This is a genomic window from Salinispora pacifica CNR114, assembly GCF_000514775.1.
Taxonomy (GTDB): Bacteria; Actinomycetota; Actinomycetes; order Mycobacteriales; family Micromonosporaceae; genus Micromonospora; species Micromonospora pacifica.
In genome coordinates, this window is the sequence record NZ_AZWO01000008.1 from 105370 (window position 1) to 120062 (window position 14693).

Below are 14693 nucleotides of genomic sequence, written 5' to 3' on the forward strand. Positions count from 1 at the left end.
CCCGCGACCCGGTGCCATCGACCCTAGAGCGCCAGGGCCGCGGTGGCGGAGGTGCCGGGTGGGGGCGGCAGCAGGGTCGACGGCAGGCCCTCGGCGGCCAGGGCGGCGCGCAGGCGGTGTACGTCCGCGCCGAACCGGACCAGCCCGAACGGGTCCACCGGGGTCGGCGGGGCGGCGAGTAGCAGGGTGCTCGCCGCGACCGGCCAGCCCGGGACCGTCCCGGCCAGTTGGTCGTGGGTCGCCGGGTCGGTGACGTGGGTGAAGACCGTGCCCGGGGCTGCCGTCGCGCCGACGACGGCGATCGCCCGGTCGATCGCGGCCGGGTCGGGTGATGTCGCGCCGGTGCGGTTCGGCAGGGTTGCCGCCTCGGTCAGCCCGGTGGCCCGCGCCTCGGCGGTGCCGAGCGAGAACAGGTCCAACGACGAGTCCCGGATCAGGGCTCTGGCCCCGGGGCCGTCGTCGGCCTGCGGGGTGGCGGGGTAGCCGCGTACGACCGCGACCGGCACCTGGTCGCACTTGCCCTTGACCAGTTCGCCGGCGCCAGCCAGTTCGTCAATCACCGCCATCTGGGTGAGTTCCAACTCGTTGCCGTACGGGTCGACCTCACCCCGGTGGTCGTGGACGGCGTCGAGGCCGGCGACGCCGAGCGCGACATCGGTGAGCCCGTTGCGCCACGGTCGGCCCATGGTGTCACTGATGATGACCGGCACATCGAGGCCGTACCGCTGGCGGAGCGCGGCGCGTAGTGCCCGGGCGGAGGCGTCCGGGTCAACCGGGAGTAGCACCAGCCGGGTCTTGTCGACGTTGGAGGCGTCGATACCCGCGGCGGCCATCACGAAGCCGTGATGGGTTTGGACGATCCGGGTCGCGCCGCGGGCGGCGACCACCCGCGCGGTCTCCGCCGCCAGGACCTCCGCGCGGGCCGCGAGCCGCTCCGGCCCGTCGGCTGGGACGTCCACCAGTCGTCCCTCGGCCTTCGAGACGACCTTGCTCGTCACCACCAGGATGTCGCCGTCACGCAACCACGGCGCCGCCGTGACGATCATGGCGGCCAGGTCGTCGCCTTCGGACACGTGGCCGATGCCGCGCACCGGCATGATCTCCAGGTTCACATCAACCCCACCGCGGCCTGGACCATCGTCGTGGTCGCCGCCTCGTCCGTCATTCGCAACGGCGCCGCGTGGACCGTCACCCCCGGCACCACCGTCGCCGCGTCCTCCTCGGCCACCAGCCAGCCGTCGAGCAGACCACCGCTGTTCCGTCCACCATAGAGACTGCCCACCCCGGCGGCGCTGCACTCGATGCCGAGCACGGCCAGGCATCGGTCGGCCATCCCGCGGACCGGTGCGGCGCCGATGATCGGGGAGACTCCGACCACCGGGGCCGGGCCCACCGCGATCGCGTCCCGCACCCCGGGCACGGCCAGGATCGGGGCGATGCTCACCACCGGGTTACTCGGTGCGATGAGCACCAGGTCCGCCGCGGCGATCGCCTCGGTCACTCCCGGCGCCGGCTTCGCGTCCTCCGCGCCGACGAAGACGAACCGGTGCGTGGGCAGTTCGGCCCGGTGCCGTACCCACCACTCCTGGAAGTGGATCGCCCGCTGGCCGCCGTCGAGGTCGACCACCGCGTGGGTCTCCAGGCGGTCGTCGGTCGCCGGCAGCAGGTGCACGCCGGGCTTCCAGCGGGTGGCCAGCGCGGCGGTGACCTGGTGCAGGGGGTAGCCGGCAGTGATCTTGGTGGTGCGGACCAGGTGGGTGGCGAGATCTCGGTCGCCCAACCCAAACCAGGCCGGCTCCGCCCCGTACGCGCCCAGTTCCTCCCGCACCGTCCAACTCTCCGCGACGCGTCCCCAGCCACGCTCCGGGTCGGCACTCCCACCCAACGTGTACATGACACTGTCCAGGTCCGGGCAGACCTTCAGACCGTGTAGATACAGGTCGTCGCCGACGTTGACCACGGCGGTCACCTCGGCGCCGATCGCCCGGGCGTAAGCCCGCACCCCGAGGAGGAAACGGGCGCCGCCGATTCCTCCGGTCAGAACCACGATGCGCATGCCGTCCATCCTCGCCTACCTGCTGCCTTCGGGCGTTGGGCCACCCAAGAGACTAGGCTCACGTCGGCAGTTGTCCGCTTCCGCTCGTAGGGGGATACCGTGACCAGCCCTGTCGAACCGGCGTCCACCGAGCCGACGCCGGCCAGTCAACTGACCCAGCCGTTGCGTGAGCCGGTGGCGCTCGTGCTCCTCGGCGCGAATGGCCTCCTCCTCTTTGTCGGCCTGCTTCGGCTCATGACCTCGGCCACCTCCGCCGCCGTCACGTTCACGGGCATCGAGGTGGTCGTCCTACCGTTGCTGGCGGTCCTGCTCGCCACACACCTGCACCCGGTGCTTCCCCGGGCGAAGCTGATCACGCAGGTGGCGTTGGGCCAGTACGCCTTCAGCGCGTTCTTCGGCACCCTTACCTTCCTGATCTGGTCCGTTGACCGGCTGGTGTCGGCGGTGTTGCTCGAGGCCTTCCTTGGGTTCCTGAGCCAGCTGGCCGGGCTGGGGCTGCTGCTGGCGGCCGGGTTCATGGTGTATCGGATCTGGCGGCGGCTCTACTACGTGCCCAAGCCCAAGCCCCAGCCCGGGGTTTACGGCGCTCCCCAGCCCGGGGTTTACGGTGCTCCCCAGCCCGGCTGGCCGGCTCCGCCCCCGGGTGGGCAGCCGGGCGGCCAGCCCGGTTGGCCCGGCCAGGGGGCTGGTTGGTCCGGCCCGAGTCAGGGAGCCGGCTGGCCGGCTTCGCCCCAGCCGGCTCCGCCCCAGCCCGGTGTGGTCTACGGCCAGCCGGCCGCGCCGCACGCCGGGACGTCCCCGCCGTTCGGACAGCCGCCGTCGGCGGAGCCGAACCAGGCCATTCCCCGTCAGTCGGTCGAGCCCCCGGCGCCGTCTCACGACGAGGACCGCACCCGGCGGATCAATCCGTCCGACAGCCCCGACTGACCACGTCGGCGCCGGCCCACGGCGTTCTGGCCGACCCAGTGATCAAACCGGCCGGGCGGGATGGCGGGTGGAGCGCCTACGCTGAGCGGATGGTTGATCGCACGGAGCCGGCCCCCACCGAGGCGAGTGTGCGGCGGGCCCTACGTCGAGCGGCGTCTGGGCGGGCGCTGGACGCCGACGAGGCGACGGCACTGCTGAGCGCCCGGGGTACCGCGCTGGACGAGTTGCTGCGGGTCGCCGGAGCGATCCGGGACGCGGGGCTGCGCGCGGCCGGGCGGCCGGGGGTGGTGACGTACTCGAAGAAGGTCTTCATTCCGCTCACCCGACTCTGCCGGGATCGGTGTCACTACTGCACTTTCGCCACGGTGCCGCACCGGCTGCCGGCGGCGTTCCTCGACCGCGACGAGGTGCTGGCGATCGCCCGGCAGGGCGCGGAGCTCGGCTGCAAGGAGGCGCTATTCACTCTCGGTGACCGGCCGGAGGATCGCTGGCCGGCGGCGCGTCAGTGGTTAGACGAGCGCGGCTACGACTCGACCCTGGACTACCTGCGCTCCTGCGCGGTGGCCGTGCTGGAGGAGACGGGCCTGCTGCCACACCTCAACCCGGGGGTGCTCAGCTGGTCTGAACTACAGCGGCTCAAACCGGTCGCGCCGAGCATGGGCATGATGTTGGAGACCACCGCCACCCGGCTGTGGTCCTCCCCGGGGGGCCCGCACCACGGCTCGCCGGACAAGGAGCCGGCCGTTCGGCTGCGGGTGCTGGCGGACGCGGGTCGGGTGAATGTTCCCTTCACCACCGGTGTTCTCATCGGGATCGGGGAGACCCCGGCCGAGCGGGTCGATGCACTCTTCGCGATTCGTCGGTCACACCGGGAGTACGGCCACCTCCAGGAGGTGATCGTGCAGAACTTTCGGGCCAAGCCGGATACGGCGATGCGCGGGATGCCCGACGTGGAGCTGCACGATCTCGCCGCCACCGTGGCGGTGGCCCGGGTGCTGCTCGGTCCCCAGGCCCGCCTCCAGGCGCCACCGAACCTCATCGCGGGCGAGTACGACCTGCTGCTGCGTGCCGGCATCGACGACTGGGGCGGCGTCTCGCCGTTGACCCCGGACCACGTCAACCCGGAGCGGCCCTGGCCGCAGCTCGACGAGCTGTCCCGCCGCACCGAGCAGGCCGGATTCGCGCTGCAGGAGCGGTTGACGATCTACCCGGAGTACATCCGTGCCGGTGACCCGTGGCTCGACCCGCGCCTGCTGCCACACGTTGCGGCCCTGGCGGACCCGGAGACCGGGCTGGCGGTGCCCACCGCCCGCCTGACGGGACGGCCGTGGCAGGAGCCGGACGAGGCCTACGGCGGGCGGGTCGACCTGCACAGCACCATCGACACCACTGGCCGTACCGCCGATCGGCGGGGCGACTTCGACCAGGTCTACGGCGACTGGTCGATGGTGGCCGACCGGGTGGGCGCAGGAGCGACCACCGGGGTCGGCGACCACGACCTGCGGGCCGGTCTACGCCTCGCCGCCGACGATCCGGCGGCGCTGCTGGAGCCCGAGCGGACCGCTGCGGCGCTGGCGCTCTTCGCGGCGGATGGCCCGGCGTTGGACCAGCTGTGCCGAATCGCCGACGAGGTACGCCACGACGCGGTCGGCGACGAGGTCACCTATGTGGTCAACCGCAACATCAACTTCACCAATGTCTGCTACGTGGGCTGCCGCTTCTGCGCCTTCGCGCAGCGCGAGCGGGACGCCGACGCGTACCGGCTCTCGGTTGACCAGATCGCGGACCGGGCTGAGCAGGCGTGGCAGGCCGGAGCCAGCGAGGTGTGCCTCCAGGGGGGCATCGACCCGAAACTGCCGGTGACGGCCTACGCCGACCTGGTGCGGGCGATCAAGACCCGGGTGCCGGGGCTGCATGTGCACGCCTTCTCCCCGATGGAGGTCGTTACCGCGGCCGGTAAGGCGGGTGTCTCCATCCGGGAGTGGCTGACCGAGTTGCGGGAGGCCGGGCTGGACACCATCCCGGGTACCGCCGCCGAGATCCTCGACGATGAGGTGCGCTGGGTTCTCACCAAGGGCAAGTTACCGACGGCCGCCTGGGTCGAGGTGGTCACCACCGCCCACGAGCTGGGAATTCGGTCCAGCTCCACGATGATGTACGGGCACGTTGACCATCCCGCGCAGTGGCTTACCCACTTCCGCGTGTTGGCCGAAACGCAGGACCGGACGGGTGGCTTCACCGAGTTTGTCGCGCTGCCGTTCGTGCACACCAACGCCCCGATCTACCTGGCGGGGATCGCCCGTCCAGGGCCTACCTGGCGGGAGAATCGAGCGGTACACGCGATGTCCCGGCTGCTGCTGCACGGTCGGATCCACAACATCCAGTGCTCGTGGGTGAAGTTGGGGGACGAGGGGAGCGCCGAGTTGCTCCGCGGTGGCTGCAACGATCTGGGCGGCACCCTGATGGAGGAGACGATTTCCCGGATGGCGGGCTCCGGCAACGGGTCGGCCCGGACCGAGGAGCAGTTGATCGCGATTGCGGCAGCGGCCGGGCGGCCAGCGAGTAAGCGAACAACCGCGTACGGCCACCGGGCCGGATAGCGCCGGACCTTCCCACCGCCGGCCGTGGAACCGGGGCCGGCGGTGGCCCGCCTGGGTTCTCCGTAGGTCCTCCTTCCACGTAGTGGGAGGCCATATCGGACGTACTCGACCTTTGTCCATCATGGATAAATCTCTGTTTTTCCTTGCCTGGACGATGTTTCGGTGGCCTGACTGTTGGTCATGCCTAATCCCCGGTCTCATCGAGCGTCCACCATGTGGGCGGTGGTTGCACCCCTCGGTCACCCTGGGCGACGGGCGTGGTGGTAGCGGGATAGCCTTGGCGACATCAAGATCAACGAGTCGGTTCGGTGGGCTGGCTGGACGGCTGTTCGGTGCCGCGCCACGGAGAAAACTCCGGCAACTCGCCGGGGCGGGCGTTACCCGGCGGGGGTCTGAATCGGTAGGGCAGGTTGCGAGGCCGGGAGGCCGGATGGGCCGGACCGGGTGAGGTTTGGAGGGCAACCCCAATATCAAGTTTGGCTTGACGGCGCACGAATGACACACGTGTAATTTGACTGGGGTTGTTCGCGAAGCACTGCATTTCGGTACCGGACGGACAGCACGCCTTTCGCGTGGGGGGTTGCAGCGGCGATGACGCCGGTGCGCGACAAGGAGGCATTGAATGGACGGCCAGCTCGAGGCGGCCGACCTGCTCGGAAACGAGCCGGAGTGGCAGGAGCGGGCACTCTGCTCGCAGACCGATCCGGAGGCGTTCTTCCCCGAGAAGGGCGGCTCGACCCGTGAGGCAAAGCGGATCTGCTCGCGCTGCGAGGTCAAGACCGAGTGCCTCGAATACGCGCTCGGTCACGACGAACGGTTCGGTATCTGGGGCGGTCTCTCGGAGCGGGAGCGCCGCCGGCTCAAGCGGCGTGCCGCCTGACAACAGGTTGGATCCGGGGTAGTGGGGGCTGCCCCGGACCGCCGCCGTGGCCCCGCTCGGTCCAGCTTCTGCCGCCGGGCTCAGGCCAACTCATCCGGGTCGGCTCCGAGTAGGTTCGCCACCTGTTCGATGATCACGTCGTGGACGAGGTCGGCCAGGTCCTCACGGTCCATCGCCCGAAACTCGAGCGGCCGGCGGTAGAGGACGATCCGTGGCGGCATCTCCTGCCGGCCCGGTCGCCCCAGCAGCAGGCGGGCGAGGGGCACCGCGCCGTCCTCGAGCACGTCCGAGTCGTAGACATTCAGCTCCGGCGGCACATCCTCCACCGCGAACTCGACGCCGGCCAGTTCCTTGGCGAATCGCCGTTCGAGGGTCTCCACCGTGTCCAGCACCAGTTCATCGAAGACCTCGGCCTTTGTTCGGGCCAGCGGCACCGTCGCCGGCACCAGACGGCCGCGCAGGCCACGTCCATGACGGTCGCGGCGGGTGCGTCGGCCGGTACCGGGGCGGCGGTGTTCCGGGCTTCCCATGCGCCCAGGGTAGTCTCCGGTCGGTGCTGTCCCACGGCAGCCGGGGCGCACTGGCGCGCCGGATCCGAACGGCTGAAATGTGATCACCAAGACGGGCGTGTCGGGTCGCGAACCGGTGCGCGGGAGCCGGTAATGGAGATACCCTGCCGCGGTGAGGTCACCACGGCGCTGCACCCGAAACGGCTGCCCCCGGCAAGCAGTCGCCACATTGACCTATGTCTACCACGAGTCCACCGCCGTGGTGGGGCCGTTGGCTGCTTTCGCCGAGCCGCACACGTACGACCTCTGTGAGCCGCATGCGCGCAGTCTGACCGCGCCACGGGGCTGGGATGTCGTCCGGCACGAGGGGGAGTTCGAGCCGCCGCCGCCCACCACCGACGACCTGGTCGCTCTCGCCGAGGCGGTCCGCGAGGCAGCCCGCCCGGTAGCCCCTCGACCCCCGGAGGGCGGCTCCGACCCGGGGGCCGCGGCGCCATCCACCGGGCGTCGCGGTCACCTCCGCGTGATTCCTCCCAGTCACTGACCGCGGCCACCGGCGGTCGGCGGATGCGATCCAGACCATCCCCGGGGATGGAGAGTGTCGTCTTTCGGCGTCCCGCTGATCCGGTCGTACCGGTGGGGCAGCCCGACAGCAGCGTCACCCGGTCTGTCGTGGGCGACCTGGCCCGCCCGGCAGGTCGTTGTCGCGGCGGGCAAGGGTGGAGCGAAGGAGGAAACGCAGGCCCTCCGGGGCCTCCAGGGAGAATCCGCTGCCCCGGCCGGGGACGACGTCGATCGTGAGCTTCGTGTGCTGCCAGAGGTCCCACTGGGCGCGCGAGATCCAGAACTCGACTGGCTCTGGCACGCCGTCCACCACCAGCGCGGCCAGTCGAATGTCCGACGAGCCGGTGCGGAACTCGCCGGCGGGGTAGCACATGGGTGCGCTGCCGTCACAGCAGCCACCGGACTGGTGGAACATCAGCGGTCCGTGCTGCCCCCGCAGCGACCGGATCAGCTCGGCCGCTGCGGGGGTCACGGCTACCAGGTCGCGCATCAGAAGAAGCCCAACTTCTTCGGGGCGTAGCTGACCAGCAGGTTCTTGGTTTGCTGGTAGTGGTCCAGCATCATTTTGTGGTTCTCCCGGCCGATTCCGGACTGCTTGTACCCGCCGAACGCGGCGTGTGCGGGGTACGCGTGGTAGCAGTTGGTCCAGACGCGGCCTGCCTGGATAGCCCGTCCTGCCCGGTACGCCGTGTTGATGTCCCGAGTCCAGACGCCGGCACCGAGTCCGTACAGGGTGTCGTTGGCGATCTTTACCGCGTCGTCGAGGTCGGCGAAGGAGGTCACCGACACCACCGGGCCGAAGATCTCCTCCTGGAAGATTCGCATCGAGTTGCTGCCCTCGAAAATCGTTGGCTCGACGTAGTACCCACCGGCGAGCTCGCCGTCCAGCTGCGCCCGTGCCCCACCGGTCAGCACCCGGGCGCCTTCCTGCCGGCCGATGTCCAGATAGGAAAGAATCTTCTCGAGTTGGTCGTTGGACGCCTGCGCGCCGACCATGGTCGTGCTGTCCAACGGGTGCCCCGGCCTGATCTCCCGGGTTCGCGCGACGGCCGCCGCCAGGAAGTCGGCGTAGTGGCCCTGCTGGATCAGCGCCCGCGACGGGCAGGTGCAGACCTCGCCCTGGTTCAGGGCGAACATGGTGAAACCCTCGAGCGCCTTGTCGCGGAAGTCGTCCGACGCGGCGCTGACGTCGTCGAAGAAGATGTTCGGACTCTTGCCACCCAGCTCCAGGGTGACCGGCTTGATGTTCTCACTGGCGTACTGCATGATCAGCCGCCCGGTCGTGGTCTCGCCGGTGAATGCCACCTTGGCCACCCGCGGCGAGGAGGCCAGCGGCCGGCCCGCCTCGACCCCGAAACCGTTGACGACGTTGACCACACCCGGCGGCAGCAGGTCAGCCACCAGGGACAGCAGATAGTGGATCGACGCGGGCGTCTGCTCGGCGGGCTTGAGTACCACCGCGTTACCGGCGGCGAGTGCCGGGGCGAGCTTCCAGGTCGCCATCAGCAGCGGGAAGTTCCACGGGATGATCTGCCCGACCACACCGAGCGGCTCGTGGAAGTGGTACGCGACGGTGTCATCGTCGATTTCGGCGAGGGAGCCCTCCTGCGCCCGGATCACGCCGGCGAAGTAGCGGAAGTGGTCGATCGCGAGCGGGATGTCGGCGGCGAGTGTCTCGCGGATCGGCTTGCCGTTCTCCCAGGTCTCCGCGATCGCCAGGGCCTGCAGGTGCTCCTGCATCCGATCGGCGACCTGGTTGAGCACCAGGGCGCGGTCGGCGGCCGGGGTACGGCCCCAGGCCCCGGCGGCGCCGTGCGCGGCGTCGAGGGCCCGCTCCACGTCCTCGGCGGTGCCCCGGGCCACCTCGCAGAAGGGCTGCCCGGTCACGGGGCTCGGGTTCTCGAAGTATCGCCCGCCATGCGGCTTGACGTACTCCCCACCGATGAAGTGGTCGTAGCGGGACTGCCAGTGGGTGGGCGTGTCGTAACGCGTCATGAGTACCTCCGCCGTCAACGAGGAGTGGGACGGCATCGAACCTAGGTAGCTCGACGTTGCAGCGACGTTGCACGCGGGACGCCGTACTCCCGGGCGAGCTGGCGGGCCCGCGCCAGGGCGAGCGGCCGACGCGGGGCGCCCGGCGGCAGTGCCTGCGCCAAGGCCTCCCAGGCGGTCAGGTCGTCGGTGCCGGCGGGGGTCGCGGTCCAGGAGACGAGCAGTGCCGGATCCGCGGCCGCCAACACGGCCGCACGAAGTTGCCCGTCGACCAGCCGGCGCAGTCGGGCCACTCCCGGCGCATCCGAGCCGGGCAACAGGCTCCCGGAGTACGCGGCGATCCCACCCGCCGGGTCGCCCCGTTCCAGCCGGTCGGTGACGGTACGGAAGTCGGCGCGTACCCGGCAGCGCAGTCGGTACGGACGGGAGTCGAGCAACTCTGGGCCGAGTACCCGGCGCAGCCGGGACAGCTCGGCCCGGAGGGTGACGGGGTGCAGCCGGTCCTCGCCATACAGATCGAGGGCGAGCTGTTCCCCGGTGCGCCCCTCCGGGTGCTCCACCAGCAACACCAGCAGTTCGCTGTGCCGCCGGCCCAGCCGAATCCGGCGGCCACCAACCCGTAGCTGGGCCTCGTCCCGGCCGAGCGCGGTCACCTGCACCACGTCCGGCTCGACCTGGGTCATCCCGGCCAGGAACGCCTCGGCGGCCCGGGCGGTGGCCCGGACCAGGGCCAGGCTCTGCGGAGTGGCGAGGTGATCACCGCCGGTGATGTCGACCGCCCCGAGCATTCGACCGGTGGCCGGATCATGGATCGGCGCGGCGGCACAGGTCCAGCGCTGGGCGCGGCGGTTGAAGTGCTCGGTGGCGAAGATCTGCACGCTGTGGTCCAAGGCGAGAGCGGTGCCGGGTGCGTTGGTGCCCGCGTGCGTCTCATCCCAGCGGGCCCCGGGCACGAAGTTCATCTGTTCGGCTCGGCGCAGCACCCCCGGGTGCCCCTCCACCCAGAGCAGCCGGCCGTGGGTGTCGCAGACCGCCATCAGGTGTGCGCCGTCCTGGGCGATCCCACCGAGCAGGTCTCGGAAGATCGGCAGCACCGGGGCCAGCGGGTGCCCGGCCCGGTAGCTCTCCAGCATGTCGTCAACGAGGTCAACGGGCGGGGTGCCCTCCGGGTCCAGTGGCATCGACCGTTCCCACGACCGGCGTACCACCTCCCGCACCCGCTGCGGCGTCGCCCCGGTGAGAAAGGCCGTGTGGGCGGCACCCACCTGCGCGATCCGCTCCGCCGGATCGACGCCGATTTCCAGGGCGAGCCACGGGTCAGCCATCGGCGACCTCCTGGCGCCCATCGTGACCCAGCTCATCCCGGATCGCCAAGTGGTGTGTCGTCTACGCTGCAAGATGTGGAGTCCGTAGCCTTCTATGTCGCCTCTCGCCCCGCCCACGGTGAGCAGGAGCTGACCGTGCGCCATCCGTACGACGGCCATGTTGTCGGGCGGACCACCTTCGCCACCGGTGACCAGGTCGAGGCCGCCGTCGCGGCGGCAGCCGCGGTGGCCCCGACGGCCGCGACCCTCCCCGCCCACCGGCGCGCGGCGGCTCTGGAGCATGTCTCCCGGCGGCTCGCCGAGCGGGCCGACGAGGTGGCGGCACTGATCACCGCCGAGAACGGCAAGCCGGTGCGGTGGGCACGCGCCGAAGTGGGGCGGTCGGTCGAGACGTTCCGGTGGGCCGCCGAGGAGGCCCGGCGCTACTCCGGTGAGCTGCAGCGCCTGGATACCGACCCGGCCGCCGGCGGCCGGTTGGCTCTGGTCCGGCGGGCGCCACGGGGCCCCGTGCTGGGGATCTCCCCGTTCAATTTTCCGTTGAACCTGGTGGCGCATAAGGTTGCGCCGGCGATCGCGGTCGGCGCACCGATCGTCGTCAAACCGGCCCCGGCCACTCCGCTGTCCGCGCTGCTCCTCGGGGAGCTGCTGGCCGAGACCGACCTGCCGGAGGGCATGTTCTCGGTGCTGCCGCTCCCCAACGAGCAGGCCGCCGGCCTCGTCGCCGACCCGCGGCTGCCGGTGGTGTCGTTCACCGGCTCCGGCCCGGTCGGCGCGGCTATCCGCCGTTCGGTACCGGAGAAACACGTCACCCTGGAGCTGGGCGGCAACGCGGCCGTGGTGATCTGCGAGGACTGGAGCACGGAGGAGGATCTGACCCACGCCGCGCAGCGGATCGCGACGTTCTCGAACTACCAGGCCGGCCAGTCCTGCATCGCGGTGCAGCGGGTCTACGTGCACGAGTGGCTCTACGACGGATTCCTGCCCCGGCTGGTCGCGGCGGTGCGGGCGTTGCGCACGGGTGATCCCTCGTCCGAGCTGACCGAGGTCGGTCCGCTGGTCTCGGAGGCAGCCGCCCGCCGGGTCGAGGAGTGGGTGGACGAGGCGGTCGCGGCGGGCGCCACCGTCGAGGTCGGCGGGCGCCGGGTCGGGGCCGCGTTCCCGCCCACGGTGCTGTCCGGGGTGCCGAGGGACGCCAAGGTCAGTGTTGAGGAGGTGTTCGGACCAGTGCTGGTGATCGCCCGGGCGAGCACCGACGACGCCGCGTTCGCCGCGGTCAACGACTCGGCGTACGGCTTGCAGGCGGGCGTTTTCACCCACCGGCTGGACACCGCGTTCCGGGCCGGGCAGGTGCTGGAGGTGGGTGGGGTGATCGTCGGGGACGTGCCGTCGTACCGGGCCGACCAGATGCCGTACGGCGGGGTGAAGGCCTCCGGCGTCGGGCGGGAGGGGGTCCGTAGTGCGATGGACGACTACACCGAACCCCGGGTTTTGGTCCTCACCGATACCGCCGGCTAGGTCTGCGCCGGCTTGGTCGGGCCGCCGCCGGTCGGGCGTGGCCGCGTCGGGCCGTCAGCCCCCGGGACGCGGGACGCCGGCGGGCCAAGCGTCAGTTGTTCGCGGTAGTAGCCTGGCCGGCGAACCCGGCAGCTCACCCTCTACCTCGACGGCCTCCGGGCGGATCAGGTGCGGGTGCGGGTCAACGCCGGGGCAGGTGGCTTCCGGTGGGGCTCTCCGCCGGCCGGGGCGGGGTGGCCACCGCCGCGACGTCACCAGAGAACCCACAGCTCTGCAAGGGCAGGCGCGTCACGCTGCGGTACGAGGTGGCGTTCGCGGTGGACACGGTGGACGGGCAGCTCACCGTGGTCGGTGAGGCCGTCAGCACGGACGGCCGGGTAGTCGGTCGGGATTCCGACGCCGCCAAGGTGACCGGCGGTAGCCTCGCCGTGGCCCCGACGTCCAGCGCCGCGCCGGCGCCGACCGTCGCGGCGACGGAGGCCGCAACTGCGGCGGCGTCAACGGCCGTTGCCGCGGTAGCCGATCCGGGGGTGACGCGGACAGCGCGGCACCCGGCTCGGTCGTCCGGCGGTTCGGGCTTCCGCTACGCCGGCCTGGCCATGGTCGCGGTCGCCCGGGGCGCTACGGCGCCCACCCCGACAGCGCGTCGCCGGTGTCGGGTGGGACGGCCTATCCGGGCCCTCCGTCGGTGTCGGGTGGACCGGGCACCCCGCCGGTGTCGGGTGGGGCCACCACCCCGCCGGTGCCCCCGGTTCCCGGCCAGCGCGGGCCGGCCGCGCCGGCGTCGGACGACCGTACCCGGTTCATCCCGGGCTGCCGGACTGAGCTGGGTCCTGCCAGCTCTTCGGCTGGGCCGGAGCGATCGTCCGCGCTCCGATACGCTCAGGCCGTTGACGACCGCCAGCGCGAGGAGCGGAGCACGGTGACTGACCTGTCCCAGATCGTGAAGGCCTACGACGTGCGTGGGGTGGTGCCGCACCAGTGGGACGAGCAGGTCGCGGAGGCACTTGGCGCCGCCTTCGCCCAGGTTCTCAACACCGGCGGGGAGCCCGGCGACGCGGTGCTGATCGCGCACGACATGCGGGACAGCGGCCCCAGGCTCGCGGCGGCCTTCGCCACCGGCGTCCGGGGCGCCGGCCGGGGGGTCATTGAGCTGGGCCTGGCCTCGACCGACATGCTGTACTACGCCTCCGGGTCGCTTGACCTGCCGGGGGCGATGTTCACGGCGAGCCACAATCCGGCCGAGTACAACGGCATCAAGATGTGCCGCTCGGGAGCGCGTCCGATCGGGCAGGACAGCGGCCTGGCCGAGATCCGGGCGCGGGCCCAGGCGCTGCTGGACGAGGGTGCGGCCCAGCCGGTGGGTGCGGCGAGCGCGCCGGTCCAGCAGCGCGATCTACTCGCGGACTACGCGGCGTACCTGCGCAAGCTGGTTGACCTGACCCGGATTCGACCGCTGAAGGTCGTGGTGGATGCCGGTAACGGCATGGGCGGCTACACGGTCCCGACGGTGCTCGGCGATGCCGCGCTGGCCGCGTTGCCGCTCGAGATTGTGCCGCTCTACTTCGAGCTGGACGGCACCTTCCCCAACCACGAGGCGAACCCGCTGGACCCGAAGAACCTGGTCGACCTGCAACGGGCAGTGCGGGCCGGGGGGGCGGACATCGGTCTGGCCTTCGACGGCGACGCGGACCGCTGCTTTGTGGTCGACGAGCGTGGGGAGCCGGTGTCACCGTCGGCGATCACCGCGCTGGTCGCCGCGCGGGAGCTGGCCAAGCACCCCGGCTCGACGGTTATCCACAATCTGATCACGTCGGCTGCCGTGCCGGAGATCATCCGGGAGAACGGTGGGCAACCGGTCCGGTCCCGGGTCGGGCACTCGTTCATCAAGGCCGAGATGGCCCGGACCAACGCCATCTTCGGCGGCGAGCACTCCGCGCACTACTACTTTCGGGACTTCTGGTTCGCCGACACCGGGATGCTCGCCGCGATGCACACCCTGGCGGCGCTGGGTGAGCAGTCGTTGCCGTTGTCGGTGCTGGCCGGAGAGTACGAGCGGTACGTCGCCTCCGGTGAGATCAACTCGACCGTCGAAGACCAGGCGGCGCGGGTGGCTGAGGTGCGGGCCGCGTACCCGGACGCGGAGGTTGACGAGACCGACGGCCTCACTCTGCGTTTCGCCGACCGCGCCTGGTTCAACCTACGGGCCTCCAACACCGAACCGTTGCTGCGACTCAACGTCGAAGCCCCGACCCGGGAACGCATGGCCTCGCTCCGCGATGCGGTGCTCGACCGGGTTCGCCGATAAGATCCCGTGCGCCCGGT

The 14693-nt window shown here is 71.2% G+C and carries 12 protein-coding genes and 1 pseudogene; 7 read left to right on the forward strand and 6 right to left on the reverse strand.

All coding sequences use genetic code 11. The features are described 5' to 3' along the window. Positions 1–23: 23 nt before the first annotated feature. Together B118_RS0107120 and cofD are read right to left on the reverse strand one after the other, a co-directional pair. A complete protein-coding gene (locus B118_RS0107120; RefSeq protein WP_027657926.1) occupies positions 24–1112 on the reverse strand; it encodes a coenzyme F420-0:L-glutamate ligase in 1089 nt (362 codons plus the stop codon). Continuing rightward, on the reverse strand, positions 1109–2056 hold the full coding sequence (gene cofD, locus B118_RS0107125; RefSeq protein ID WP_028192557.1) for a 2-phospho-L-lactate transferase: 948 nt from the start codon (positions 2054–2056) through the stop codon (positions 1109–1111). Before cofD ends, B118_RS0107120 begins: the two co-directional genes overlap by 4 nt. Before the next feature lie 99 nt (positions 2057–2155). Here cofD and B118_RS0107130 point away from each other — a divergent pair, with 99 nt between their 5' ends. From B118_RS0107130 to B118_RS0107140, 3 genes are all read left to right on the forward strand, one after another. Beyond that, the gene (locus tag B118_RS0107130) at positions 2156–2983 is read left to right on the forward strand and encodes a hypothetical protein (RefSeq protein ID WP_028192558.1); all 828 of its coding nucleotides are present in this window, start codon (positions 2156–2158) and stop codon (positions 2981–2983) included. 89 nt (positions 2984–3072) lie between these two features. Beyond that, positions 3073–5583 carry a bifunctional FO biosynthesis protein CofGH gene (locus tag B118_RS0107135; RefSeq protein ID WP_026185400.1) on the forward strand — a complete coding sequence of 837 codons (2511 nt, stop codon included), beginning with the start codon at positions 3073–3075 and terminating at the stop codon, positions 5581–5583. 622 nt (positions 5584–6205) lie between these two features. Then, positions 6206–6463, forward strand: coding sequence for a WhiB family transcriptional regulator (locus B118_RS0107140; RefSeq protein WP_018218664.1), 258 nt, complete (start codon positions 6206–6208; stop codon positions 6461–6463). A gap of 80 nt (positions 6464–6543) precedes the next feature. On the opposite strand, the gene B118_RS0107145 is transcribed toward B118_RS0107140, so the two are convergent. Next, positions 6544–6993, reverse strand: coding sequence for a metallopeptidase family protein (locus B118_RS0107145; protein WP_018810780.1), 450 nt, complete (start codon positions 6991–6993; stop codon positions 6544–6546). A gap of 151 nt (positions 6994–7144) precedes the next feature. Between B118_RS0107145 and B118_RS0107150 the strand changes: the two genes are divergently transcribed. Beyond that, positions 7145–7516 carry a DUF3499 domain-containing protein gene (locus tag B118_RS0107150; RefSeq protein ID WP_026185399.1) on the forward strand — a complete coding sequence of 124 codons (372 nt, stop codon included), beginning with the start codon at positions 7145–7147 and terminating at the stop codon, positions 7514–7516. Between the two features lie 114 nt (positions 7517–7630). Here B118_RS0107150 and B118_RS0107155 read toward each other — a convergent pair whose 3' ends face one another. From B118_RS0107155 to B118_RS0107165, 3 genes are read right to left on the reverse strand one after another with little or no spacing between them, the layout of a single operon-like run. Further along, positions 7631–8026 carry a DUF779 domain-containing protein gene (locus B118_RS0107155; protein ID WP_018810781.1) on the reverse strand — a complete coding sequence of 132 codons (396 nt, stop codon included), beginning with the start codon at positions 8024–8026 and terminating at the stop codon, positions 7631–7633. Then, on the reverse strand, positions 8026–9531 hold the full coding sequence (exaC, locus tag B118_RS0107160) for an acetaldehyde dehydrogenase ExaC (protein WP_018221039.1): 1506 nt from the start codon (positions 9529–9531) through the stop codon (positions 8026–8028). The genes B118_RS0107155 and exaC overlap by 1 nt, the downstream gene beginning before the upstream one ends. 41 nt (positions 9532–9572) lie before the next feature. After that, positions 9573–10853 carry a GAF domain-containing protein gene (locus B118_RS0107165; RefSeq protein ID WP_018810782.1) on the reverse strand — a complete coding sequence of 427 codons (1281 nt, stop codon included), beginning with the start codon at positions 10851–10853 and terminating at the stop codon, positions 9573–9575. Between the two features lie 75 nt (positions 10854–10928). On the opposite strand from B118_RS0107165, the gene B118_RS0107170 reads away from it, so the two are divergent. The 3 genes and pseudogenes from B118_RS0107170 (at position 10929) to B118_RS0107180 (ending at position 14676) form a co-directional block, all read left to right on the forward strand. Continuing rightward, positions 10929–12368: an aldehyde dehydrogenase family protein gene (locus tag B118_RS0107170; RefSeq protein WP_028192559.1), complete on the forward strand. Its 1440-nt coding sequence runs from the start codon at positions 10929–10931 to the stop codon at positions 12366–12368. Between the two features lie 132 nt (positions 12369–12500). Further along, a pseudogene (locus tag B118_RS29970) lies at positions 12501–13179 on the forward strand (hypothetical protein); the annotation flags it as partial. A 111-nt stretch (positions 13180–13290) separates the two neighbouring features. Beyond that, positions 13291–14676 (forward strand): phosphomannomutase/phosphoglucomutase, encoded by a 1386-nt coding sequence (locus B118_RS0107180; protein WP_018221036.1) that lies wholly within the window; start codon positions 13291–13293, stop codon positions 14674–14676. The last annotated feature ends 17 nt before the right edge of the window (positions 14677–14693 follow it).